Source organism: Pedobacter antarcticus (assembly GCF_900112985.1).
Taxonomy (GTDB): domain Bacteria; phylum Bacteroidota; class Bacteroidia; order Sphingobacteriales; family Sphingobacteriaceae; genus Pedobacter; species Pedobacter antarcticus.
Genome location: NZ_FONS01000002.1, coordinates 223,993 through 248,110, shown reverse-complemented (window position 1 = coordinate 248,110; position 24,118 = coordinate 223,993). Strand labels below are relative to the sequence as shown.

The following is a 24,118-nucleotide window of genomic DNA, read 5'->3' as shown; positions in this document are numbered from 1 at the left end:
ACCTTAAACTCCATTTATGAGTTTAACATCCAAATAAAAACGGGTGCCCGAAGGACACCCGCCGTAATAAAAATCGGTTCAACTAATATCCGTCGTTCTGCTATGCCTGGCGATGTTTTGCATCATCCCCTTAAAGATAAAAGCATGAAAAGGTAATACTGAATACCAATATAATCTGCCTGATATGCCCAGCGGCCGGAAGGTTGCCGTCTGCCGGAAGATATTCTGCTCATCTATCCTGAATTCCAGCCATGCTTCTCCGGGAAGCTTCATCTCCGCATATAATAATAAACGTCTGTCTTTTTTATCTGCCAGAATCACTCTCCAGAAGTCAATTACACTGCCAGTGGAAAGTGTATCGAGGTTTGTTCTTCCACGCTGCAGTCCAACTCCCCCAAATAATTTATCGAGAAACCCGCGAATACCCCAAAGCCAATCGGCATAGTACCAACCGGTTGAACCGCCAATAGACCAGATATTATGCAATACTAGCTCGGGATTATCTACTTTCATAGATCTGAAGTCTTTAAAACATCCTTCCTGAGGGACTTCAATCAATTTCTTAAAGCTGTTTTCATAAGTGCTGCTGTTCATTGCGTCACGCCAGCTAGAGATCACCTGATTTTGCTCAATTTTACCGAATGCGAGTTGAATTGACTGCTCGTAGGTCATGGGTTCTATACCTAGTTTTTGCTGCAGATCATTCGGCCGCGCCACAACATCAACTTTCATACTATCTACTAAACTGCTAGCCAATGGATAAGAGGTTGAGGTTACAAAATATAGCCAGTACGATGAAAGTCTCGGAGTCATTACCGGAACAGTAAAAATCTTCCTTTTAAGCCCCCTCGCCTTCGCAAAGCGCATCAGCATGTCTTTATAAGTGAGGATTTCCGGCCCATAAATATCATAAGCCCTATTAAATGTATAATCTTGCATCAGTACGCCTTCCAAAAAACTCAACACGTCACGTATACCTATCGGCTGGCAACGGGTATTGAGCCATTTTGGAGCGACCATCACAGGAAGCTTTTCCACCAGATCACGGATAATTTCAAAACTGGCACTTCCTGATCCTACAATAATTCCAGCACGTAATGTGGTTAACGAATAAGTACCGGAGGCCAATGCTTCTTCGACATTCAACTGCGATTGCAGATGTTTAGATAACTCCTGGCTGTTAACAATACCACTTAAGAAAATCACCTGCTTTACCTGCGTAAGGCTCATACTTTCTTTAAAATTTCTGGCCGTCAATAATTCCGACTCAGAAAAGTCTCCTTTTTTACCGGACATCGAATGCATCAGGTAATAAGCCACATCAATATCTGCGGGTATATTCTCCAAACTCTCTTTCTTCATGAAATCTACTTCGATAACTTCCAGATCAAATCCGGCATATTTTTCGAGATCAAAACGGCTTTTATCCCTTACGCAGCAAATAAGCTGATGTTTATGATCCAATAGAACCGGCAGTAATCTCTGAGCAATGTAACCGGTGGCACCTGTAATAAGTATTTTCATGGATACGGGATTAATATAGAACAACAACGTAACACATGATCAATTACGTTTGTTCTGAGGGGTGGTACCGGTATTTTGCTGCACATCTTCCCGATACGGGTATAGTTTCTGATGACCTGTATATTTTTCCTCACATTTATCTCTACATTGGTCATGAACACTCTGGCATTGCCATCCGGATCTCTAACTATTGATCTTTCTCTAGTTGCTTTTTCGCCGATTCTGTCTTTAGCATGACCAAATTCGTGAGCTAAACCGATCTGTGCTGGTCTTCCTTTTGAGCCGTCAGCATTAGTAATTAATTTACCAGGATCATTTGGATCAAAAGCGATTTCCGAGCCACTTCCGCCCTTTTTTTTGTCAAAGGCGGCATCAATATCACTGATTCAACCAGCCTGATGAGGAAGACCGCACAGTGTTCTTTAAGATCATTGACACCATGCTTGCCAAAAAGAAGTTCAAGGATTTTTCAACAACAACATCAGTATTATAATCAACAAAATAAGTTGCGCTGTTTTGTCCTCCTTTCGCCAAAAGCGAAGGCAAGCAGTTTTTTTAGATCAGTCCAGCCGAAGGTGGTCTGAACGTATTTTTCAAAGGACTGAAATCTGCTTTAAAAACATCCAATTCAAAAAAATGCCCTTCGGTATCTAGGTTAACTGAAATAAAAACGGGTACCAAATCTGCATCAAATAAATCTGCGGTCGCCAGTTCTCTTGAAAAAAGTCTATTGTCCTCCCCTTCTACAACCACCCGTAAACTTCCCATCCTTCCGTCCTCCATTTCTTCAACGACCAATTCTTCCAATATATCAATTATAGATGCCCCTTCATCAGTATCCTTTATCATCCAGGTTATTAAAGCAACTTCTTCGGGATTTAATTTTCTTCTCAACATATTCTTATCATCTTGGCGGCTTAATTGAGCACAACGTTTATTGTGCCGTTAGGCAATTTAATCCTGCTATAGTCAATTCTTACGCCATTTACATTAACAGTCCCTGTAATTCTCACATTAACCTTATATGACGATCCAGGCTTCAAATTCGTTAAAATAGTCTTTTTAACTTTTTCAACTTTAGTCCAGCCACCTCTAAATGCCTTGTAGCATGAGAAACTTGATTGGGTATTTCAGGATTACCAAACTGAATAACAGACTCTTTATTTACAAATTTTGGAATATAAGTCTTTACTTTTCCTGGAAATGTTTCCGCAAAACCTCTGCAAACAGCTTAAATTCAATAAAACCAAGCATGAACTTGTTTAACTTCAACATGCTTTCATTCATAGAATTTAGCGATGCAGCTTCTTCGGAAGCAAGGTCTTGTGTTTTTTATTCAGCTGTCTCAGGCTTTTTCCTTTTCTTATCATCGTCTTGACTTTGTGAAGAAAATTGACATTTCAGTTGGCCAAACATAGCTTGTGCATCTTCACCAATATATCTAGTACCAGCATTGATTTCCTCAACAGCCATTCCATCAGGATCTGTAAATCTGATTGGATTATTCATGGCATAATTAGGCTTGTTCAAAGGGAAATGATTCCGGGAAAGCCTGTTCTTAATCTGTCGCCTAAGCAGCAGGTGACTGTAACGCTTAGCGCTAAATAAGTAAGCCGTCTTAAAAAACGACTTACTTATTTTAATGTATAACCAAAACTACCGCTGAATTATATATCCCTGACTATCAACCACACAGGGTTTTGGACTATAGCCGTCAAGAATAGGACTTTTCCATTTTACCGCCCCTGTATTTTCATCAAGTGCATAAAAATTTCGAGTTCCGCTACCGTTAACGAAAATCAAACCATCCGCAACAGTAGACCTAGACCCATTTGGGATTATTCGCTCAGCCCATATATTTGCCCCTTCTTTTGCATTGAACGCATTGAAGTTTCCGTCGTCTGATGAAATAAACACTTTATTGTTGCTAACTGTTGCATCAGAATACATTCCCCGCTCACTTGACTTATCCCACCTGAGCTTACCCGTCTTTTCATCAATAGCATATAGCATACCTTTTATCGAAGATTCTGCATTAAAAAGGACGGTTCCCCCCGCTATATAGACCAACCCATCTGACACGACCGGACGAGACCCCTCAAGAGAACGCCCAGTGTAATATGTCCATTTAAGAAGTCCATTTATAGCGTAAAGAGCATACAAATTGCCATCCCTGCTCCCAATAAATAATATATTGTTCTTAATAACAGGGCTTGAATGCCCCATTAGTCCCCCAGTAGCATAATTCCACATGAGTTTTCCAGATTTTGCATTTAGCGCATATATGTAGTTGTCATTGCCACCGAAAAACACAAGTCCATTATTTACCAACGGACTTGAACTCACGCCCGAACCCGTTTTATATTTCCACAATAGCCTTCCGTCTTTTGCATCCAGGGCATAAAAATAACTATCGTTACTTCCAAAATACAAAATCCCATCAGCAATTGCGGGACTTGATTCAATACCGAAATTTGTTGGATATTTCCATTTCACTCCACCCGTTTCAGAATTAAAAGCATACATATTTCCACCATCATCACCTGTATAGACAATTCCATCATGTAGTAGCGGATCAGAGTAGCTGAAACCTTCAGTTCCTTTATACTTCCAGATCTCACTTCCATCGACCGAGCTAATGGCGTAAAAATTATTATTGCTGCTTCCAATATAAATTACGCTTTTCAGTTCAGCAATTTCAGTTATTGGATGCTCGACCTGCTCCTTCTTACACGAAAATCCAAATACTGAGACGATAAAGATAAGTGCGGTAAATGTAGACTTGAAGTCAATATTCTTTTTCATTCTGAAATATAACACTTTACAACTTAAAATATCGTAGTTTTTTTGAAATAAATTTTCCTCAAAAATACCATGAATTTCAAAATACGGCCTTTAACCAAATTTAACGCGCCTTTACGGACCGTAATAAAACAAAAGTCAGGAGCGAAGTTAATTTATGATAGCCTAAGTATGCCCCTTTCTTCATAGGAAAGTCGACACCAAAATTGTCCCCGTAATCGAATTCTTGACCCGAGTTCTAAAAACAAATAGTAGATCCATATGCAACCGGCCCTCACATATTCATTCTTAGTTCGCTGGCACCGGTAATATTAATTAGATAAAGGCCACCAGTCTTTTCTTTTCATAGTCATCAAACATCCCTACAAAGGAATTTTCGACGTGAATAAAATGGAATCCCCGGAATTTCTACGGCTTTTCCGGAATTCCGCCGGAATCAAAGGAATCATCGGAAAAATCTTATTCACAGCTCTTTAAGCAATATACATTTGTATCAGAAATCAGTTCATGATTCGATTAGCTATCGGACCAATTGTAAAAAACAGATTTCACACAGAGATGAAATGCGGGAATTAGCAACCGGCCAGGGAAGCAGTTATTAGTTCCCGCATAGATTCTCACACTTCCCTAAAATTTCAGAAGCGCTTCTGATTTGCAACCGTAGCAACCCCCGCGATAGGATTCGCGGGGAACTACATAGTATCTCATTCTTAAATTTTAGATTATGTTTTCTTTCATATTTGCCTTACTAATGGGATTGGCATGCCCTTCACATACAAACACAAATAACGGTAATACAAATGGTACAACGCCTCCATACAGCACCTTCGATACCGGAGGCGAAAATGGGCAGCTACCGCCTCCTAAAAAGAACTAAAAAAGGAAACGGTGGCTTTTGCCACCGTTTCCTTTTTTAGTTAATGTTTAATAAAATAACCATAGCGTTTTCTATCATAATTATCAAATAATATCTAAGTAAAATAAATAGCCAAATTTATTTTTTATTTTAGTGAAAAATAAATCAATTGAAAGCTCTCTCTTTCTTATCGCTTCTGATGTTCCTCATTCTTTCTTGTGAAAAACCATCCAAAGTGGAAAGAAAATTGGATAATATTTTTTATGATCGCGCTTTTGATTATCGAGAAGACAATAAACCTGACAGCGCCTTCCTCTACTTCAATAGAGCCAAAGATATATTTCAACAACAAAAAGACAGTTTTGGAATTGGAAAATGCTTGGTAAACATGGCGATAATTTCCACAGATAAAGGAGATTATTATGGTGGACAGGAAATTTCATTAAATGCTGTTTCATACCTTAACTCCAATAATGAAGCAAGTTTGGTTTATATAAAATCTAATTTTAACAATCTTGGTATTTCTTCATTCAACCTAAAAAACTATACTCAGGCAATTGAGTTTTATCAAAAATCTTTACTTTTCACAAAAGACACAGCTGCTATATTAGTGATCAAGAATAATATAGCAAATGCTTATAGAAAGAAAAAACAGTATCAAAAATCAATAGATATCTATCAGGATATTTTAAGACAACCAATTAACAAACAGGAATTCGCAAGAACTTTATCAAATTTTGCTTTTACAAAATGGCTTCAAAACCCACACTATGACGCAAAAAGAGATTTATTAAAAGCACTACACATTCGCGAAAAAGAAAATAATAGTTGGGGTCAAAATGCCAGCTACTCGCATTTATCAGACTATTATAGTATAATCCAACCGGATTCGGCTCTCGAATATGCAACTAAGATGAATATCGTTGCTAATAGATTAAATAGTCCGGACGACCGAATAGAATCTTTAGAAAAGCTTATAAAGCTTAGCACACCAGTTGACACAAAACGATATTTTGGACTTTATCAGAAATTGAATGATAGTATACAAACTTCCCGCAATACTGCCAAGAATCAGTTTGCGCTGATTAGATATGATGCGGAAAAAAATAAAGCAGATAACCTTAAACTTCAAAAAGACAATACTGAAAAAAAATTTCAGATAATAAAACAAAGAATATTACTATTTACTGTTTTATTTATAACGCTTACAATATCTGTCGTCAGCATTCTTTGGTATAAAAAAAGAAAACAGAGACTGGAACTGGAGGCCGAAAATTCCATTCGTAATAGTCAACTGAAAATATCGAAAAAAGTTCATGATGTTGTGGCAAATGGTTTATATAGGGTGATGACTGAAATCGAAAATCAGGACATTATTAACAAAGAGCATGTGCTGGATAAGATCGAGGATCTCTACGAAAAATCACGGGATATTTCCTATGATAAGCCTGAACCCGTATACAACCATTTTCACGAGAAAATATCCGCGTTATTATTAGCTTTTGCCACTGAGCATACATTAATAGCAATCGCCGGTAATACCCCAGAATTGTGGGAGAAAGTAAGTTCGAAGAACAAATTTGAAATTGAGCATATCCTTCAGGAACTCATGGTAAATATGAAAAAGCATAGTAAAGCAAGCAACGTGGTTGTAAAGTTTGAGGAGTTACGAGATCAATTCTTCATCCATTACACCGACAATGGCATAGGTCTTCCAAAGGAGATGCAATTTAAAAATGGCTTAACAAATACGGGAAACCGTATTAAGAGCATTCATGGAGAAATTACCTTTGACACTAAAGTAGAAAGAGGATTAAAGATTCAACTTTCCTGCCCCGTTTCTTAAATTAATAAATGATGTTCAAAAGAGTATTAATAGCTGAAGACCATGAAAGTGCAAGTATTTCTGTGCGAAAGACTTTAGAAGATTTAGGAATAACAGATACAGAATACACGTACTACTGCGACGACGCATTGACACAAATCAGAAAAAGCATATTAGGTGATCAACCATTCGACCTACTGATTACCGACTTATCGTTTGAGGAAGATCATCGTGCTCAAAATATTGCAGGGGGAATGGATCTGATCAATGCAGCAAAGGCAATACAGCCCAATTTAAAGGTTATTGTGTTTTCAGCAGAGAGTAAGGCTTCTGTCATTGACAAACTTTTTAAAGAGCTCGGAATAAACGGTTATGTACGTAAAGCCAGAAACGACGCAAAAGATTTGAGGATAGCCATAGATACAATTTATAAGAATAAAATACATCTTTCTGCAGACCTGAGGAGAAATGTGAAAGAAAAGAATGCTTATGAATTTACAGCCTTTGATATCACAATAATCTCCCTCCTCTCACAAGGAACCCTTCAAAAAGACATCCCCGTCTACCTGCAAGTTAATGCGATCAAGCCATCCGGCTCAAGCAGTGTCGAAAAACGACTCAATACTATGAAAGAGGTATTAGGATTTTCCAAGAATGAGCAATTAGTTGCGTATTGTAAAGACTTTGGTATTATATAAATTATCTCTTTCAGCAACTGCTTGTACTCCATTTCCGACTGGGATAAAAATTACGTAAGCCACTATCAACCAAAAGATAATAAATATCAAATTCCCTTTAATTTTTCTTTTTAAGACCGCTCTGGTTTACGGTTTACCGTAAAAAAAAAGCCTTATACGTATATATTTTTGTTAGCGACATTTTAATAAAAATGTCGCTAACAAAATACTAATAGAAATACGTACAAGATGGCATGGAGTTACAGAAGACGGATTAAAATCATTCCTGGAGTACATTTGAATTTCAGCAAGAGCGGGATCAGTACCTCTATCGGGATTAAGGGTTCAAATATAACATTTGGGAAAAAAGGTACATATATAAACACCGGTATACCAACATTGGGTATTTATAACCGCCAGAAGTTACTAGACCAAAAAAAAACCTCCCTTCACCGCCAACACCCGGTCAATCAGACGACAATATTTTTAGCACAGATATACAAGAAATCACGAGCCAAAATATGCAGGGTATAAAGGAAGCTATTCTGATGTCGGCCCAGCAGAGGAAAGAACTAAAAAATGACCAGCTAAAAATCAGAGGAACCATTCGAAACTCCAGGTTAAAATTGGCTGCAAGCTATATCTTTTTATATGGACTGATTAAAAAATCTATCCCTCAAAATATAAGAACCGATATTAAAAACCAACAGGAAGCTACCAGCCAGCTTCTAATCCAAATAGAGAATTGCTATGTAAAGCTGGAAACAGAATTTGAGATTGAGATTAGCGAAAAGTATAAAACCTTGTTCTGCACCTTTACACAATTAATTCTTTCGAACAGAATCTGGGACGTAACAAGTGCCTTTTATCAAGACCGGGTAGCGGCGCGCTCGTCAGCCAACACGCTGTTAAAAAAACGGGAAGTAAAGTTTGCCATCAAATCACTTCCGGATATTAAATCAAATTTTGAGGCGCTTTACTTTCAAAATGCAAATGGCGCCGATTTATACATCTATCCTGGTTTTATTGTCATGTACTCTTCAGAGTCAAACTTTGCCCTCATTGGGATCGATGAAGTGGATTTTAGCCACGGATTCGTCCGGTTTACAGAAACAGAAAGTGTACCTGGTGATTCCATAATTATCGATCAGACATGGCTTAAGGTTAATAAAAATGGAAGTCCAGACAGACGTTTCAAAGGAAACTATCAAATTCCAATTGTCAAATACGGAAAGATAAGATTACAAACGACCACTGGCCTAAATGAGGAATACCAATTCAGCAATTATGATTTCACAGCACAGTTTGGACATGCCTTCTCAGCATATCAAAGTGTCATCAGATCGATCAAACAATCAAAACCACAATAAACGAGAATAATCATGAGACTATGGAACTAAAATTAAAACTAGAGCAGCTACACCAGCGAGTAAATGGTTTGAAGGAACAAATAAAAACTGAAGAGGCTACAAAGAATGCTTTTGTGATGCCTTTCATACAGATTTTGGGTTATGACATTTTTAATCCTACGGAAGTTGTCCCGGAGCACATCTGCGATATAGGCACAAAAAAAGGAGAAAAAGTAGATTATGTTATTAGAAAAAATGACGAACCTATTCTGATTTTCGAGTGCAAGCATTGGAAGGAAAATGCAGATGCGCATAACTCTCAGCTCCACCGATATTACCATGTATCAAAAGCAAGATTTGGCGTTTTGACAAATGGTACTATTTACAATTTCTATGCGGATCTGGAAAAACCAAATATAATGGATGAGAAACCTTTTCTAACGATTGATATCGAAGACCTGAAAGATAGCTCCATAAAAATTCTTGAAAGCTTCACAAAAAATGCGTACAACCTTGAAAGTATACTGGATTCAGCTGAAGGGCTGAAATACATTAAAGCTATACGAAAAGAATTTGAAAAGGAAATAGAAACTCCCTCGGACGAATTAGTCAAGTTATTGGTAAATAGGTTTTTTGATAAGACATTAACCGCTAACCGTATGATTTCTTTCAAAGAGTATACTAAAAAAGCACTGTCGGTATCTATTAATGAATCTATCAGTTATCGTTTAAAATCTGCGTTAGATATTAATGAAAAAATACAGAATCGAGAGGAAAGCAAAGTCATTCCTATTGATGACATTCAGGAAATTTCTAAGATAATCACTACCGAAGAAGAGCTGGACGCCTTTCAAATCGTCAGAGCTATTTTACGTGAGAAAATTCCTTCTGAACGAATTTCTCCAAGAGATACACAATCCTATTTCGGCGTTCTACTTGATGATAATAACAGAAAACCGATCTGCAGATTTCACTTCAATACAGTAAATAAATATTTAGAGTTATTTCACAACGGTAAAGATTCCGGAGAGAAAATACAGCTCAACAGTCTCGATGAGATATATGACAGCAGATCCCAATTGCATCAGACAGTAGCTAACTACTAATATTCATGGCATTTCTAAAAATTGATATTTTCAGGACAAATCATCAAGAAGACATCAACCGACAACACACTATAAAACAACGAATTAAATCACAAAACTCCACTTATTATTTACGGTTTCCCGTAATAAAATCACGTTAAAACTATCTATTTTCGAAGAGTCAAAACAATAAAATTACGATGAAATATTACATAAATACCAATCAACAAAGCAACGGAGATCAGGAGGTTCATCACAACTTTTGTTCATACCTACCTGATATTAAGAATAGAAAATACCTGGGTGATTTCTACTCTTGTATAGAAGCTGTAGCAGAAGCGAAAAAAAACTATACCGCTGCTGATGGATGCAAATTCTGTTCTCCTACTTGCCACAATCAATAGCCAACTCAATTTTATAACATTAACGCTATTAAAATCCTCAATCATGACTACAGATACTCAGGTCCTTGAGCAAGAAGTATTAGACGACAACAAGGAAATTTTCGCCCGAATAGTTAAAGAATTAGAAGGATCCGATTTTGAAATACTTATTGCCAGTTCCTGGTTTACAGATGATGAACTTTTCGAAATCATCAAAATTAAGGCCGCCCAGAAAGTAAGTGTCAAACTTATTATTGCAGACAATCAAGAAAATCAAAAATTAGATTTTGAGGAACTAATTATACTGGGGGCATCTGTAACCAAAATAAAAAATGTTGGTTATGGAATTATGCACCAAAAGTTCTGTGTTATTGATAATCGGATTGCTCTCCACGGATCCTACAACTGGTCCGTCAACGCAAGAAAAAACAATCATGAAAGTATTATTGTCACTAATCACGAACAAACGGTAGCGAGTCTAGTAGCCAACTTCAACAACATTAATCAGAAAGCTCTTCAGCAAAGAAACGAGATGATTAAACCCGTGGAAGAGAAGTTGACTGCAGAATCTAAAATCGAGAAACATACTGCTAAAGAGCACGCAATCTCAGAATTCACCAAAGTTTTGGATTCGATGATCGCTTCGGAAATAGGAAACTTCGATCGTGCCATATTAAGGAAACAGGGCTATGAACGTGCTAAGTTTAATAATGGAGATCATCAGGTCTTAACCAAATCCCTAGACACCGTTTACTCGGTGTTCATCAATGACATTGATGTTGTAGATGACAAGAAGAGAAGATTGATCACGAAAATAGACGAGCAGAGCATTAAAAGTATTAACACATTTGAAGAAAACCTCAATCTACAATTACAAACAGCGGAATCGGAAGCTGAAAATGGGATTTTAAATGCAAAAAACAAATTAATTAGTATCAAATCCGATGTAGAAAAAAATAAACAGTATATCGAAAGCCTAAAAAACATAAAGATACTATCTCATGAAAAAATAATATCGGAGTTTAAAGAAAAAATCAGAAATGCTCAACGTGATTTTATTATACCGAAGTTCAAATGGTATGAATTTATACCAGTGCTTATTGCTAATATTTGTCTGATTACTTATCTGTTTATATTTTATTCTTCGGCTTGTTACATTTTACTGTTCGCTGTTGAAGATTCAAGAGCTGCCAGAGAGGCAGGACTAGATTCTTTACCGATGGAAATATTTAATCCCCAAGCCTTAAGCTTAACTCTAGAAAAGGGAGGGTCTGGTTTTATTTTCATTTTATTATTTGTCAGTATTCCACTCTTTTGTGCACTGCTAAAATTATTCACGAAAAAAGCATGGGTTATTTTTGTCATGTTCATCATCGGTGTTTTTTTAATTGATACTGCTATTGCCTATAAGGTCTCAGCGGCAATATATCAGATGAAATATGATGCCGGAGACATTAATGAAGTCTGGCAGTTCGAAAAAGCTTTCACAGACCCAAATTTTTACCTTGTATTTCTACTTGGAGGGTTTGGTTTGGTGATGCTCAAATTTGCCTTTGAAAAACTGATCTCCATATTCGATGAACGTAACCCAGATGTTGCAACGTTGAAAAATAGCTTACTGATTACGCAAATGAGTGAAGATGTAAGGCAAGAAGAAGACAAGTCTTTAGCAGTAAAAGAAGAGATTTATACTGTCGAAGGCCTAAATCTAGGTTTGGAAGCCCAGTACAAAATAACTGAGACTGAGCTCGAATCGACGCCTAATAAGTTGAATATGCTAAAGGAAATTAAGAAAACCGATTTAATAACAGGCAAACAACACATCAGAGACATCTCTACCATTTACAAGAGTCATGTAGAAAATGATCATTTACCCATCTCAATAGATGCGCTCAATGATAGAATCAATATTTTCTTGGAAGGCTGGAATGATTATCTGCATGAAGAATATGCGATAATCAAAGCTACTGATAAATCCAAAGAAGCTTTCGGTACTGCTATAAATTGGCAAAATGATAAAACCAAACTGTCTCAGATAGATAAACGCGTCAAATTATAATGAAAAAATTGCTTGTAATTGGATTATTAATCCTCTCTCCTTTGCTGAAAGTATTTGCTCAGAAACAAAAACAAATTATCCATTATAACGTCGTATTTGCCCCTGACTTATCTAATCGATTAAATCAAAAACTCTATCCTAAAGCCGTGAATGATGCAGAGATTATAGATGGTATTTTGGAAAAAGTATGGCCAGATCTATTAAAGCTCAAAAGAATCGATGGACAGCAGGATGTTTACAGAGTGGATTTTATCAATAAGGGACTAATAGGACTCTATAAAATAAACACGAATACGCTAACCATTGATTTTCGAAGATTCGGTTCACGTCAAATTGATCGGATTAATTATATTCTGTCCAGAAATCATGTATCACGCACATTTGCTGAAGACAGGAGAACTTTAATAAATGAGTACAGAAAATTTAACACCCGCGCTGCTATTTCTAACAATGGAGCCGACATCTGGACCTATTTTCAATCAGGTATTGACAGTCGAATAGTGCTACCTGATGCCGCAATTGGAAAAGTAACTCATAAATTTCGCAATATTATGATTCTCCTGACCGACGGCTATATTGAGGCTGGCATTTATAACAAAGGTTATGATCTAAGTGCCGCAAAAGTTGCCGGTTTTCGGACCGCCTTTCTGAAATCAAAAGAAAGTAGCATGGAGGTCTTTCTAAATATGAATCCAAAATTCAAAATTAATCCGACAACTAATCCTTTTTTAAAAGATCTGGATGTTATTGTATTGGAAATGTATGATCGGTCGCTTTCTAAAACTGGGGCTGCAACTAAGCATCCGACAGATATGGAAATTATGAATGTGATTTGGACTGATTGGTTTAAGTCGTCTGGCGTAAAGAGATTTGAGCTCAAATCTACAGCGAGCAACACTACCGAAGCAGTTCAATATATTATGGATTTTATCAAACGATAATATACTGCGCATTATATTATAATCAATATTTCACCACCATAATTTCAAAATTACAGCTAGTTTTAGTGCTCAGTTAAGTTTTGATATAATGCTTATACTGAAATTACACATTTACATGATGAGGTTAAACAATTTCAAATTCAACACGCTTTAAGAAAAGACGCCCTTAGAAGAACCTCCTTTTTAGATTCAGACGTTCTTACATGAATAATGGCACGAAGAAGAATCCTTCAGTCTTACGAGCAAAACATCTATGAGATTTAACTGCATTAAACTCTCATTTGAAATTTTACTAACTAACACTAAGCTTTAGTATTTTCACTATCCTCTTGGCAAAAGGCATAAAAAAAGATAAGGTTCAGTAATTCCTTGAAGCAAAAAAGCTCGGTAGTATTAAGTACTACCGAGCTTTCGTGGTCCCGACGAGAATCGAACTCATATCTAAAGTTTAGGAAACTTCTATTCTATCCGTTGAACTACGGGACCAATGATGGCTGTATATTACACTGCATTTGAAATAGCGAAATCGAACCGCCGCAAATATAGCAATAAATCAAATGCATTATAATCCATTTTGCAAACAAATTCCTCCAGCTAAATAATTCCTTTCCGCTCCCCTCGACTACTATTTAAGGGTGTTACTGGTTTTAACAGCGACTTAAATTAAAGGTTATACAGGAATCTAGTTTTTCGCGACGTTAAGTTTTCCGCCTGACCTGAAAGAATCAGACAGATATCTTGACAGCAAACACGCAATTAAACCTTAACAAAACAGATTAATAATGCAGAAATTCTATTAGAGCTCGCTATTCAAGCTTTCTAAATTGGGATTAGTATCCGTAGTTTCAGGTTTTGTCCCAAAGGCATTAATGTCTTTGGGACAAGGTGCTAAGGCTGCCGCCAATCACACGAAAAATTAGGTGGTATAGAAAAGCACTATTATTTCAGATCCAGCTAAAACGTTTTAAAAAAAAACTAAATGTAATTTGACAAGCACAAATTCAGGTTACAGGTATGGTTACCGACGAGCAAAATCAACCCTTGCTGGGTGTAGCAGCGTTGGATCAGTCATCTGGGCATAAAGTTGGTACTGACGGCAACGGCCGGTTCAAAATTAGTGTAGCCATTGGTTCGACATTAAGCTTCAATTCATAAGATATAAAAAGGCTCAGGTTTTGATTACTGGTCAGACCAACATTAATATCAAATTAAAAGAATCTAGTGACTCACTGCATGAGGGTGTTGCAATAGGCCATTAGAAAATCTGATGTTACCGGTGCAATCAGCAGCGTCAAGGCAGCAGATTTAAACGTCACTGCTCCGACCGTTGGACAAGCCCTGGTAGGTAAAGTTGCCAGTAACCAGGTTCCCAGACAAGTGGTGCACCATATGCAGGGACAAAATTCGCGTTAGGGGTGTAGGATCCATCAATGTCAGCTCAGATCCATTATATGTAATAGACGGATACCCTGCGGAAAACAATGTGTTTGTGAACCCGGAAGATATTGAAACTATTAACTCACTCGAGGTTACAGCAGGCGTAGGAGGCAATGTTACCCGAGATCTGGTGAATGAGTATGAAAAGACTGACCCACGTGCAGCTATTTCTATTAAGTTCGCCAACAGCCCGCAGGTTCAGGATTATTTGATTACTAGATACCGGGACGCCAGTTCGACTGCATCAGTAAACGGATATGGAGGTAACAACACCCCAATCATTCGTTACGCAGAGGTGATTCTTATGCTGGCAGAAGTTAAAATGTACCTGGGAAATGATGCGCTCGCTATACAGTATGGTAACGTAAACGTGCAGGAGTTACTTTATATGCTTTGGCACGCTTAACAGTCGATTATAATAATAAATATCCAACGCTGAAACTAGCTATCCTGCATGAGCGCAGAGTTGAACTTGCATTTGAGCACCAGCGCTGGTTTGACTTACTCCTTTTTTTTACCATCGGAGAACTCATGGCATACTTTAAAACTAAACCACAATCTACTTTCGGAAATGCAAAATTGGCCAATTTTAGTACCAAAAACCGCTATTTTCCAATTCCATTAGATGAAGTAAAACTGGGTCCCTCAAGGATATACCAGAATCCAGGATACTGATTTTCGGGAGATTCACACTCAATCTAAAACCATATGAAGATGGCGGGATTAATACTCCCCGCCATTTTTTATTGACTAAATTAATTATTGAAAAAACACTTCCTATGACGCTTTTCGCTCAGAATCAGTCCGAAATGAAGGACTAATACCCTTTACAGGGTGTCAACAAAAAAAGCGTATTGTGTCTTACAATACGCTTTTTAGTTAGTACTATAAGGTAGAATTATAGTACTTGAATATTTTAGCAAGATCAATGTCATTCTTTAGATCTAGATGCTCAGCCGCAATCAAATTTTCTATTTCTTTCGCACGACTACTTAGAAGGCTAATTATTGGCTTTTTCGCCGTCTTAAACTCCTCTATTTTCCCATTCTCATTCACATAATAATACTTTACAAGGGAATCCACATTTTTATTTACTGTAGCAGAATTATACCCCTTAGATTCTATAATTAGCTTTTTCGTTCGCTTTAGAAGTTTAATTGTGCCATCAAATAAAATCTCATAGTAGGTGTCGCCAGTCGCACCTTTCACTAACCCGAAACCACTCCTGAAAATTTTATGATTCTGGGGGGTCAAAAAAGTAAATTCCTTTACGTCTTCGACAAAGCGGAGCGTTTCCCCATTCTTCCCCTTGAACAATACAACTTCATTAACCATGTCGAATTTAAGTTCTATATCCTTCAGGACAGATCCATTACCTAATTTAACTATCCCGGGTTCCCAGTTATCAAATAAATAAGTAGATCCGTTGAGGTTTTCATACTTATGTTCGACAACTGGCTTTCCGTAGTTATCGGAGAGAAACACATGCTGGGCATGTGCATTTTTAAACAGTAAGAGTAAACTTACGGCGATTGTAAATAAGGTGATTTTCATTTTCTATCTTTATTTAAACACTAAAATACGCCTGAATAAATTATAAAAAGGCTGCCCCAATATTATGGGACAGCCTTCTCGTAAAATCCTTTACTTGGAGAACAGGATTATTATCCCATTCCGCTTAAGGTATTTTTTATTAATTCCACCCCGGATTTTGTTGCCCTTTTAACACCGAGTTGTTATCCGTTTCACTTTGGGGAATTGGCCATACAAACCTGTAATCTGCCGCAGGGATTTGTGTAACACCTCTAATTCCCGTATAAGGAGTAGTCGCATTCCAGGATGCAAAAGTAGTATTTGCGTAAGATACCTTAGCTGGAATACCTCCTGTCGTAAAGACTGCATCCGTCGAAAGGCGGTGGATATCACTCCAACGATGCCCTTCAGCAAGAAACTCTATACGTCGTTCATTCAGAACCGCAGAGATCAGGTCATTCGGACCAGTGAAATTAGCTAGCGTATATTGGTCAGCTACTGTAGTTACCGATCTGTTTCTCACTGCATTCAGTAAGGCTAATGCACGATCGTTAACACCATTTACACGCGCTGAAGCCTCTGCAACATTTAACAATACTTCTGCATAACGTATAATCGGATTTGCATCTGTGAAAGTTGCCTGATCACGGTATTTGTTAGAAAAATAAGCTCTCGGAGCAACTGTAGCTGTTGCGTCGTTACTAGCTAACAACGTTCTTCTTAGGTCATTGGCTTTCCAGAAAGGCGCATTCCAAATGATAGGAGAAAGTGCAATTAGTGCTCTACCAGGTCCTTTACTGTACATAGCTGAAATTGATCCATTAGTACCTGAACTTCTGTTCGTATTATTCTCAATCGAGAAGATAGATTCTGTATTTCCATAATTGCTGGCAAATGGTCCGTCTGGTGAAGCGGTTAGGGTATATCCGCCTATCGAACTTGTAAATGGAGCAGAAGCTGAGACAATCTTATTGCCCTCTTCAATTACTTTTGCCCAATTGCCCATATGCAGATACATTCTGGTTTTCATCGCTATTGCAGCACCTTTGGTCGCATGAGTAACCTTAATATTTGCTGTCGCATAGGTTGCAGGAAGATTAGTTTCCGCAAAAGTCAGGTCTTCAAGAATTTTGTCATAACATTCTTTAACCGAATTTCTTCCCTGCGCCAGATTTTCTTCAACTTTCTGAGGTGTATTAATTCCTACAGTTCTGTAAGGAACACCAAGATGAGATGCATCGGGAGTTTGTCCGTAAGGTCTTGCAAAATGAACTAATAACTCGTGGTGCCCCATAGCTCTCAGGTAACGCGCCTCTCCCTCGTATTGCAACGCGAGCTGAGGTGTAATTACGTTACTGGCAGCGGCCGTTTTAACACCCTCAATGACGACATTTGCCCGGTTTATCATGGCATATAATGTCTCCCACATAGATGTGTTATTTGGTGAGTTAGCAAGATAAGTCGATTCGTACGTTATAACGAAAAATGAAGGAACGGCAATGACATCTTCACCACGAGCATCCTGTTGCTCAGTATTAGCTGCGCCAAAAGGGTACCCTCTGTTACTTCCATCAGCAGAATACGCCCCTGCTTGTGCAGCACTATAAACACCATTTATGGCCTGCGCAATACGATCTGGAGTAACAAATGCATCCCCTTCCGCAAAAGAGTTATTTGGAACGAGATCTGTCTGCTTTTCACAAGAAGATATTGCAGTTAACGTCATGCCAATCAGCAGGAGCGAAAGGCTTCTGCGAAATCTTATATTTTTTATTTTCATATCCATTTTTTCAAAATTTAAATTACAGTAGCTTAAAAGCCAATGTTCAGACCGAATGTAAATGTTTTCAACTGCGGGTTACCATTAAAGTCTACACCTGTACCTAAAGTTGTTAACGTGCCACTTCCAGTTGTTTCAGGGTCTAATCCTTTATACCCAGTAATTACAAATAGGTTTTGGGCAGAAGCATATACTCTAAGTCTGCTTAAACCAGCTTTTTTGATAACCTCAGAAGGAATTGTATAACCAAGAGCCAGGTTATCCATTCTTAAGAAGTCGCCTTTTTCTACGAAACGGGTCGTAGCATTGTTATCTAAATTAATGAATCCACCTCTTGCAGCCCAAAGTTTAGGCGTTTGACCATCACCAGGATTTTCAACACTCTGCCATCTGTTTAATACCTCAGTACTATTGTTTACAAAGTTATTGCTTAAAAGATCCTGACGGGTACGGTTCATTACATAATTACCTCCCTGGAATCTTAAGAAGACATTCAGGTCAAAATTACTGTAAGTGAATGTATTATTAAATCCTCCAAACCATTTAGGTAGAGAATTGCCTAATACCTTTTTGTCGCTGCCTGACAGTGAAGATCTGTTGTCAGGATTTGAAACCGGGTCAACTGGTAAAGCATTATTAAAGAAATAATTAGGATTAGCAGGGTCATAAGTATAATAACTAGTGTTACTTATTCTACCCTGAATAACGGTTCCATTACCTTTCATATACAATGGATTTCCATTAGCAGGATTCACACCCATGTACTGATATCCATAAATAGAACGGATAGACTCTCCAACGCGAATAATATTATAATCAGTAATAATATCTCTATTGTTAACCAATGCCGTTACTTTATTTTTCTGCGTAGAGAAGTTCAATGTGGCATTCCACTTGAATTTAGATGATGAAACAATATCACCGTTTACAGAGAATTCCCATCCACTATTTTCTATACTACCTACATTTGAGTTGATTGAGTTAGCAGGATTACCTGGAACACCCAGAGAAGGAGCAGTCGGAGCAGCCAGAATCAAATCATCGGTAACTTGTTTCCAATAAGTTGCGCTTACATTCAATCTGTTATTAAACATACCTAACTCCACACCACCGTCATATTTTTTCTGAGATTCCCATCTCAATGCCGGATTACCCGTATTATTAAAACCAATACCACCTTGGTTACCATATAAAGCAGCACCATAAGTACCGAAATAAGGGAAGTTACCGATATCGGTGTTGCCGACTTTAGCAAATGATCCCTTAATACGCAAATCGGAAACAAAACTTAATGCATCTGAAGATTTAAAGAATTCTTCCTGACCTAAACGATATTGTACACCAACACCAGGAAAGTAACCAACGCGGTTTTCTTTTGGTAAGTCAGAAAGTGCATCCCTTCTGATGGATCCAGTAACATAATACTTGTTTTTGTAATTATAATTTAACCTTCCTAAATAAGACTCAATTGCTTTCTTATTCAAACCACCAAAAACTGTTGGTGTAATAAACGTTCCACTGGTAATATTCTCGTTAAAATAAACGTTTAAGAGATTAGATACACTTGCCTGGAAAAAAGAAGATCTCTGCTTTTGCAACTCAGAAACTAAAGTTACATCAATATTGTGCTCCCCATTGATAGATTTGGTATAGGTTAAAATGTTCTGCCAGTTATATCGGAAAAGAGGATTGTAAGCTTGTGACATAGAGCCGTTTGCGCTTAACCCATCTCCACTTCTAGGATCGGTGTAAACAAAATCGTCTACAAATGACCCATCAATACCTAACTGAGTTCTGAACTTAAGGCCATCCATGATTTTAGCTTCTAAATAAGTCGACCCTAATAATCTCAACGTTTGAGACTTACGCACGTTGTTATCTAAAACAAAACGAATATTTGGAATATTGTCTGAAATCGGACTTAGATTACCTCCGGCTCCCAGAGACCTTCTATCTGGAGTGATATTGTATCCTGTAGGATCATTTTCATTATAAATCGGAACATTAGGCAACATTCTGGTTGCAGCAAACACGTTACCAGAAAGGTTATTTGATCCGGCCAGCGGGCCAAGATTACGCTGGTAAGTCACACCTGCAGTAATACCGAATGTAAGAAAGCTATTGATTTTCTGATCTACGTTTGCCCTGAAACTATAACGTCTCAGCTCATTAGAAACAATTGCACCCTTCTGATCAGTATAACCCAGGGAGAAATAGTATTTAGTCTTGTCTGTACCGCCAGAAGCAGAAACAGAATGGTTTTGCTGAATAGATTGCTGGAATACTGCATCCTGCCAATCAGTATTTACAAACCCACCGTTACCGTCCGGGGTCTGATTAGCTTGAGGCGTTTGGTTCGCATTTCTAAATCTTTCATTTGCAATTTCAATAAACTGATCTGCGTTTAATAAATCAAATCTCTTTGAGACATTTGCAATTGCTGTCCATCCATCATAATTGAATTGAACACCAGCTTTACCTCTTTTAGTAGTAATTAAGACAACACCATTCGCTGCACGTGACCCATAAATAGCTGTTGCTGCCCCATCCTTTAATATTTCCAATGACTCAATATCATTTGGGTTAATATCAGCAAGAGCATTAGTCGATGTGAATCCACCTACGTCGCCACTTATTGCCGGTACACCATCCACTACAAACAGTGGTGTGGTACCGGAAGTAATTGAGTTGACACCACGAATTCTGATCTGCGGTGCCGCGCCCAATATTCCAGACGGTGTAATGACCTGTACACCTGTAGCCTTACCGGCAAGCATTCTGTCGAACGAAGGGGCCGGATTATTCTGCAGTAAATCGCCCGAAACTTTCGAAACAGAACCTGCTACATCTTTACGGTTTTGGGTACCATAACCAACAACGACAATGTCACTTAAAGTTTGAGCATCGCTCTCTAGTGTAATGCTGAAAACAGTGGTGCTTCCAACTGCGATTTCCCGGGAGGTGAAACCCAGAGATGAAATTTCAAGAACTTTGACCTCTGAAGGAAGTCTTACCGAAAATTTACCTGAAGCATCGGCTTGGGTACCACCTTTTGCTCCTTTGAATTTGACAGTCGCTCCTGGAATTGGATTATTATCCTCTCCGGATATAACTGTTCCTGAAATTGTCCGGTCCTGAGCTAATGCAAGGTTGGCAAATAGCATCATTACGAACAAACTTTGTAAAAGTTTTTTCATAAAAATTTAGTTTAGTTAATAATAGTTGACGTCTAATATAATAATTGAACTACAATACAATATTCGAATTATTGTACGCGATAGTTTTATGACTAAATAATGACATTTAAGGTTTAAACTTTAGAGTCCATATAACTCCGGGATGAATATTTTCTTCAAAAAAAAACAGCAAAAAAATAGGCGCAAACGTACTTTTTGTACTTAAATCACAAATGGACTATGGTTCAAAAAATAATCAAGAACAATTTAAGGCCAACCAAACAAAAAATCAGCAAAAACAGAAAAGAACAACTGCTAAAAATAGAAATGAGACCAAATACAGACAAAAAAATCAAAAAATAATGTGAAATAAATTCAAAAACGACCTAAAAAAATGAGTTTAAGACAAGAGTTCGGACTTTTAAGCAGAAATGAATGTTAAAATGAAAATAAAATCTGGAAATAACTTTTTAGAGATACATATAAGAAAGATCTGTAAACAACAAAAACGGGTCAAATCTGAAGATCTGACCCGTTTTATTCGGCTATTTAGGAGAAAAACCAGTTCTATCTAATCACACTTCCATTATTGTGATTTTCCATTGGCGAAACAAACGATAATTCGCCATCTGCATTCTCAGACATTAAAATCATTCCTTGCGAAACAACGCCTTTAATTTCACGCGGTGCCAGGTTCACAAGCACACTAACCTGTTTTCCTATAATATCTTCCGGTTTAAAGTATTCAGCTATACCAGAAACAACTGTACGCTGATCTATCCCTGTATCTAATGTCAGTTTAAGTAGTTTTTTTGTTTTCTCAACCTTCTCAGCTGCAATAATTGTAGCTACACGGATATCCATTGCACTGAACTGCTCAAAATCTATATTTTCCTTTGCAGGAGCGGCAACAGTATTCGCTTTGATATTGTCGTCTTTACTTTTATTTAATTTATCAATCTGAGCCTGTACTTCGGAATCTTCTATTTTCTCAAAAAGAAGAACTGGTTCATTCAACTGGTGGCCACGAACTAATAAGTTCATTTTACCAGCATCTTCCCATTGATGACCACCATAGCTCAGCATCTTCATTAGCTTATCGGCCGTAAACGGTAGGAATGGCTCTATCAGAATCTCTAAACTAGCAACAATCTGCAAACTGATATTTAAAATAGTTCTGACACGATCCTCGTCCGTTTTTATAACTTTCCAAGGTTCAGTTTCCGCAAGGTATTTATTACCGATACGTGCAACATTCATCACTTCCATAAGCGCTTCCCTGAATCTGTATTGCTCAATAGACGCGCTAATTTTAGCAGGAGCTGCTGCCAGCTCATCAATTACCAACTGGTCTTCAGGAGTAACGTTCATCAACATAGGCACCTTTCCACCAAAGTATTTATGTGTAAGCACGACAACCCTGTTTACGAAATTTCCAAAAACAGCAACTAATTCATTATTATTTCTGGCCTGAAAATCTTTCCAGGTAAAATCATTGTCTTTAGTTTCGGGCGCAGTTGCTGTAAGTACATAACGCAATACGTCCTGCTTATCTTTAAACTCGACAAGGTATTCATTTAACCAGACAGCCCAATTCTTTGAAGTAGAGATCTTCTGACCTTCCAAATTCAGAAATTCATTTGCAGGCACATTATCAGCCAGTGTATAACCACCATGCGCCATTAACATTGCAGGAAATATTATACAATGGAATACGATATTATCTTTTCCTATAAAATGAACGAGTTTAGTAGAATCATCTTTCCAGTAATCTTCCCAGTTACCCTTCTGCACTTCCTTCTGGTTAATATAATATTCCTCGGATTTTGGATTCCATACGTCAAGACGTGCATACTCAAATAACTCACGTGTCGCAGAAATATAACCAATTGGTGCGTCAAACCAGACATAAAGCACCTTCCCTGCAGCATCTTTCAAAGGCACTTTAACACCCCAATCCAAATCCCGGGTCATTGCCCTCGGCTGCAGACCTGCATTTAACCAACTTTGGCATTGCCCATATACGTTCGGTTTCCACTCCTTATGGCTTTCAATATAAGTACGCAGTTGGTCTTCATATTTTTCGAGCGGCAAAAACCAGTTCTTGGTTTCCTTCCTGACAGGAGGCTCACCCGACAAAGTAGATTTAGGATTAATCAGATCAGTAGCATTCAATGTGCTACCACAGTTCTCACATTGATCTCCGTAGGCACTTTCGGAACCACATTTTGGACAGGTACCTGTAATATACCGGTCTGCAAGAAAAGTCTGTGCCTTTTCATCATAGTATTGCTCAGTCACTTCTTCGGTAAACACCCCTTTATTATAAAGAGTCTCGAAAAAATCAGATGCAGTTTGATGATGCATTTGAGAAGAGGTTCTGTGATAGATATCAAACGAAACGCCAAAATCACGGAATGAATCTCCAATGATTTTATGATATTTATCTACAACTTCCTGTGGACTCACACCTTCCCTTTTAGCCTTCAGTGTGATAGGAACTCCATTTTCATCAGATCCGCAAATGAATTTTACGTCCCTGTTATTAGCTCTTAAAAACCTCACATAGGTGTCAGCTGGCAAATACACGCCTGCAAGGTGACCAATATGAACCGGACCATTCGTATAGGGTAAGGCCGCCGTAACGGTATATCTCTTTATTTTACTATTATCCAAAACTATTTTTATTAT

The 24,118-nt window shown here is 37.8% G+C and carries 20 protein-coding genes and 1 tRNA gene; 11 read left to right on the top strand and 10 right to left on the bottom strand.

Features of this window, described 5'->3' with window-relative positions:
• Positions 1-78 precede the first annotated feature (78 nt).
• From BM192_RS06110 to BM192_RS06100, 5 genes are all read right to left on the bottom strand, one after another.
• A complete protein-coding gene (locus BM192_RS06110; protein WP_037439992.1) occupies positions 79-1,524 on the bottom strand; it encodes an SDR family oxidoreductase in 1,446 nt (481 codons plus the stop codon).
• The gene (locus tag BM192_RS21345) at positions 1,521-1,901 is read right to left on the bottom strand and encodes a M91 family zinc metallopeptidase (protein WP_394364783.1); all 381 of its coding nucleotides are present in this window, start codon (positions 1,899-1,901) and stop codon (positions 1,521-1,523) included. Before BM192_RS21345 ends, BM192_RS06110 begins: the two co-directional genes overlap by 4 nt.
• Before the next feature lie 178 nt (positions 1,902-2,079).
• The gene (locus tag BM192_RS06105) at positions 2,080-2,421 is read right to left on the bottom strand and encodes a DUF6984 family protein (RefSeq protein WP_051759807.1); all 342 of its coding nucleotides are present in this window, start codon (positions 2,419-2,421) and stop codon (positions 2,080-2,082) included.
• A gap of 435 nt (positions 2,422-2,856) precedes the next feature.
• The gene (locus BM192_RS20910; RefSeq protein WP_157282817.1) at positions 2,857-3,033 is read right to left on the bottom strand and encodes a hypothetical protein; all 177 of its coding nucleotides are present in this window, start codon (positions 3,031-3,033) and stop codon (positions 2,857-2,859) included.
• 147 nt (positions 3,034-3,180) lie between these two features.
• A complete protein-coding gene (locus tag BM192_RS06100) occupies positions 3,181-4,329 on the bottom strand; it encodes an outer membrane protein assembly factor BamB family protein (protein WP_051759809.1) in 1,149 nt (382 codons plus the stop codon).
• Positions 4,330-5,050: 721 nt separating this feature from the next.
• Between BM192_RS06100 and BM192_RS20905 the strand changes: the two genes are divergently transcribed.
• The 8 genes from BM192_RS20905 to BM192_RS06065 all read left to right on the top strand — a co-directional run bounded on the left by BM192_RS20905 (position 5,051) and on the right by BM192_RS06065 (position 13,501).
• A complete protein-coding gene (locus tag BM192_RS20905; RefSeq protein WP_170844843.1) occupies positions 5,051-5,203 on the top strand; it encodes a hypothetical protein in 153 nt (50 codons plus the stop codon).
• 214 nt (positions 5,204-5,417) lie between these two features.
• Positions 5,418-7,028 (top strand): tetratricopeptide repeat-containing sensor histidine kinase, encoded by a 1,611-nt coding sequence (locus BM192_RS06095; RefSeq protein ID WP_234797513.1) that lies wholly within the window; start codon positions 5,418-5,420, stop codon positions 7,026-7,028.
• Positions 7,029-7,036: 8 nt separating this feature from the next.
• The gene (locus BM192_RS06090) at positions 7,037-7,705 is read left to right on the top strand and encodes a response regulator (RefSeq protein WP_316930960.1); all 669 of its coding nucleotides are present in this window, start codon (positions 7,037-7,039) and stop codon (positions 7,703-7,705) included.
• A 228-nt stretch (positions 7,706-7,933) separates the two neighbouring features.
• Positions 7,934-8,218, top strand: a complete 285-nt coding sequence (locus BM192_RS21340; protein WP_201771338.1) for a DUF4236 domain-containing protein — start codon at positions 7,934-7,936, stop codon at positions 8,216-8,218.
• Complete coding sequence (locus tag BM192_RS06085) at positions 8,206-9,054, top strand: hypothetical protein (protein ID WP_201771339.1); 849 nt, start codon at positions 8,206-8,208, stop codon at positions 9,052-9,054. The genes BM192_RS21340 and BM192_RS06085 overlap by 13 nt, the downstream gene beginning before the upstream one ends.
• Before the next feature lie 20 nt (positions 9,055-9,074).
• On the top strand, positions 9,075-10,139 hold the full coding sequence (locus BM192_RS06080; protein WP_037437562.1) for a type I restriction endonuclease: 1,065 nt from the start codon (positions 9,075-9,077) through the stop codon (positions 10,137-10,139).
• 426 nt (positions 10,140-10,565) lie between these two features.
• Positions 10,566-12,560, top strand: coding sequence for a phospholipase D-like domain-containing protein (locus BM192_RS06070; RefSeq protein WP_037437565.1), 1,995 nt, complete (start codon positions 10,566-10,568; stop codon positions 12,558-12,560).
• Positions 12,560-13,501 (top strand): hypothetical protein, encoded by a 942-nt coding sequence (locus BM192_RS06065; RefSeq protein ID WP_037437567.1) that lies wholly within the window; start codon positions 12,560-12,562, stop codon positions 13,499-13,501. Before BM192_RS06070 ends, BM192_RS06065 begins: the two co-directional genes overlap by 1 nt.
• A gap of 414 nt (positions 13,502-13,915) precedes the next feature.
• Here BM192_RS06065 and BM192_RS06060 read toward each other — a convergent pair.
• Positions 13,916-13,987, bottom strand: a tRNA-Arg gene (locus tag BM192_RS06060).
• Positions 13,988-14,515: 528 nt separating this feature from the next.
• On the opposite strand from BM192_RS06060, the gene BM192_RS20900 reads away from it, so the two are divergent.
• The 3 genes from BM192_RS20900 (at position 14,516) to BM192_RS21180 (ending at position 15,613) form a co-directional block, all read left to right on the top strand.
• A complete protein-coding gene (locus BM192_RS20900) occupies positions 14,516-14,656 on the top strand; it encodes a hypothetical protein (protein ID WP_157282724.1) in 141 nt (46 codons plus the stop codon).
• A gap of 334 nt (positions 14,657-14,990) precedes the next feature.
• On the top strand, positions 14,991-15,344 hold the full coding sequence (locus BM192_RS21185; RefSeq protein WP_262496531.1) for a RagB/SusD family nutrient uptake outer membrane protein: 354 nt from the start codon (positions 14,991-14,993) through the stop codon (positions 15,342-15,344).
• Positions 15,332-15,613 (top strand): RagB/SusD family nutrient uptake outer membrane protein, encoded by a 282-nt coding sequence (locus BM192_RS21180; protein ID WP_051759434.1) that lies wholly within the window; start codon positions 15,332-15,334, stop codon positions 15,611-15,613. Before BM192_RS21185 ends, BM192_RS21180 begins: the two co-directional genes overlap by 13 nt.
• Before the next feature lie 210 nt (positions 15,614-15,823).
• On the opposite strand, the gene BM192_RS06045 is transcribed toward BM192_RS21180, so the two are convergent.
• The 4 genes from BM192_RS06045 to metG all read right to left on the bottom strand — a co-directional run bounded on the left by BM192_RS06045 (position 15,824) and on the right by metG (position 24,103).
• Complete coding sequence (locus BM192_RS06045; protein ID WP_037437569.1) at positions 15,824-16,492, bottom strand: hypothetical protein; 669 nt, start codon at positions 16,490-16,492, stop codon at positions 15,824-15,826.
• Positions 16,493-16,631: 139 nt separating this feature from the next.
• Complete coding sequence (locus BM192_RS06040; protein WP_070808178.1) at positions 16,632-18,257, bottom strand: RagB/SusD family nutrient uptake outer membrane protein; 1,626 nt, start codon at positions 18,255-18,257, stop codon at positions 16,632-16,634.
• 26 nt (positions 18,258-18,283) lie between these two features.
• Positions 18,284-21,448, bottom strand: coding sequence for a SusC/RagA family TonB-linked outer membrane protein (locus BM192_RS06035; RefSeq protein WP_037437570.1), 3,165 nt, complete (start codon positions 21,446-21,448; stop codon positions 18,284-18,286).
• A 546-nt stretch (positions 21,449-21,994) separates the two neighbouring features.
• Entirely contained in the window at positions 21,995-24,103 is a 2,109-nt protein-coding gene (metG, locus tag BM192_RS06030) for a methionine--tRNA ligase (RefSeq protein ID WP_088775946.1), read from the bottom strand.
• Between the last annotated feature and the right edge of the window lie 15 nt (positions 24,104-24,118).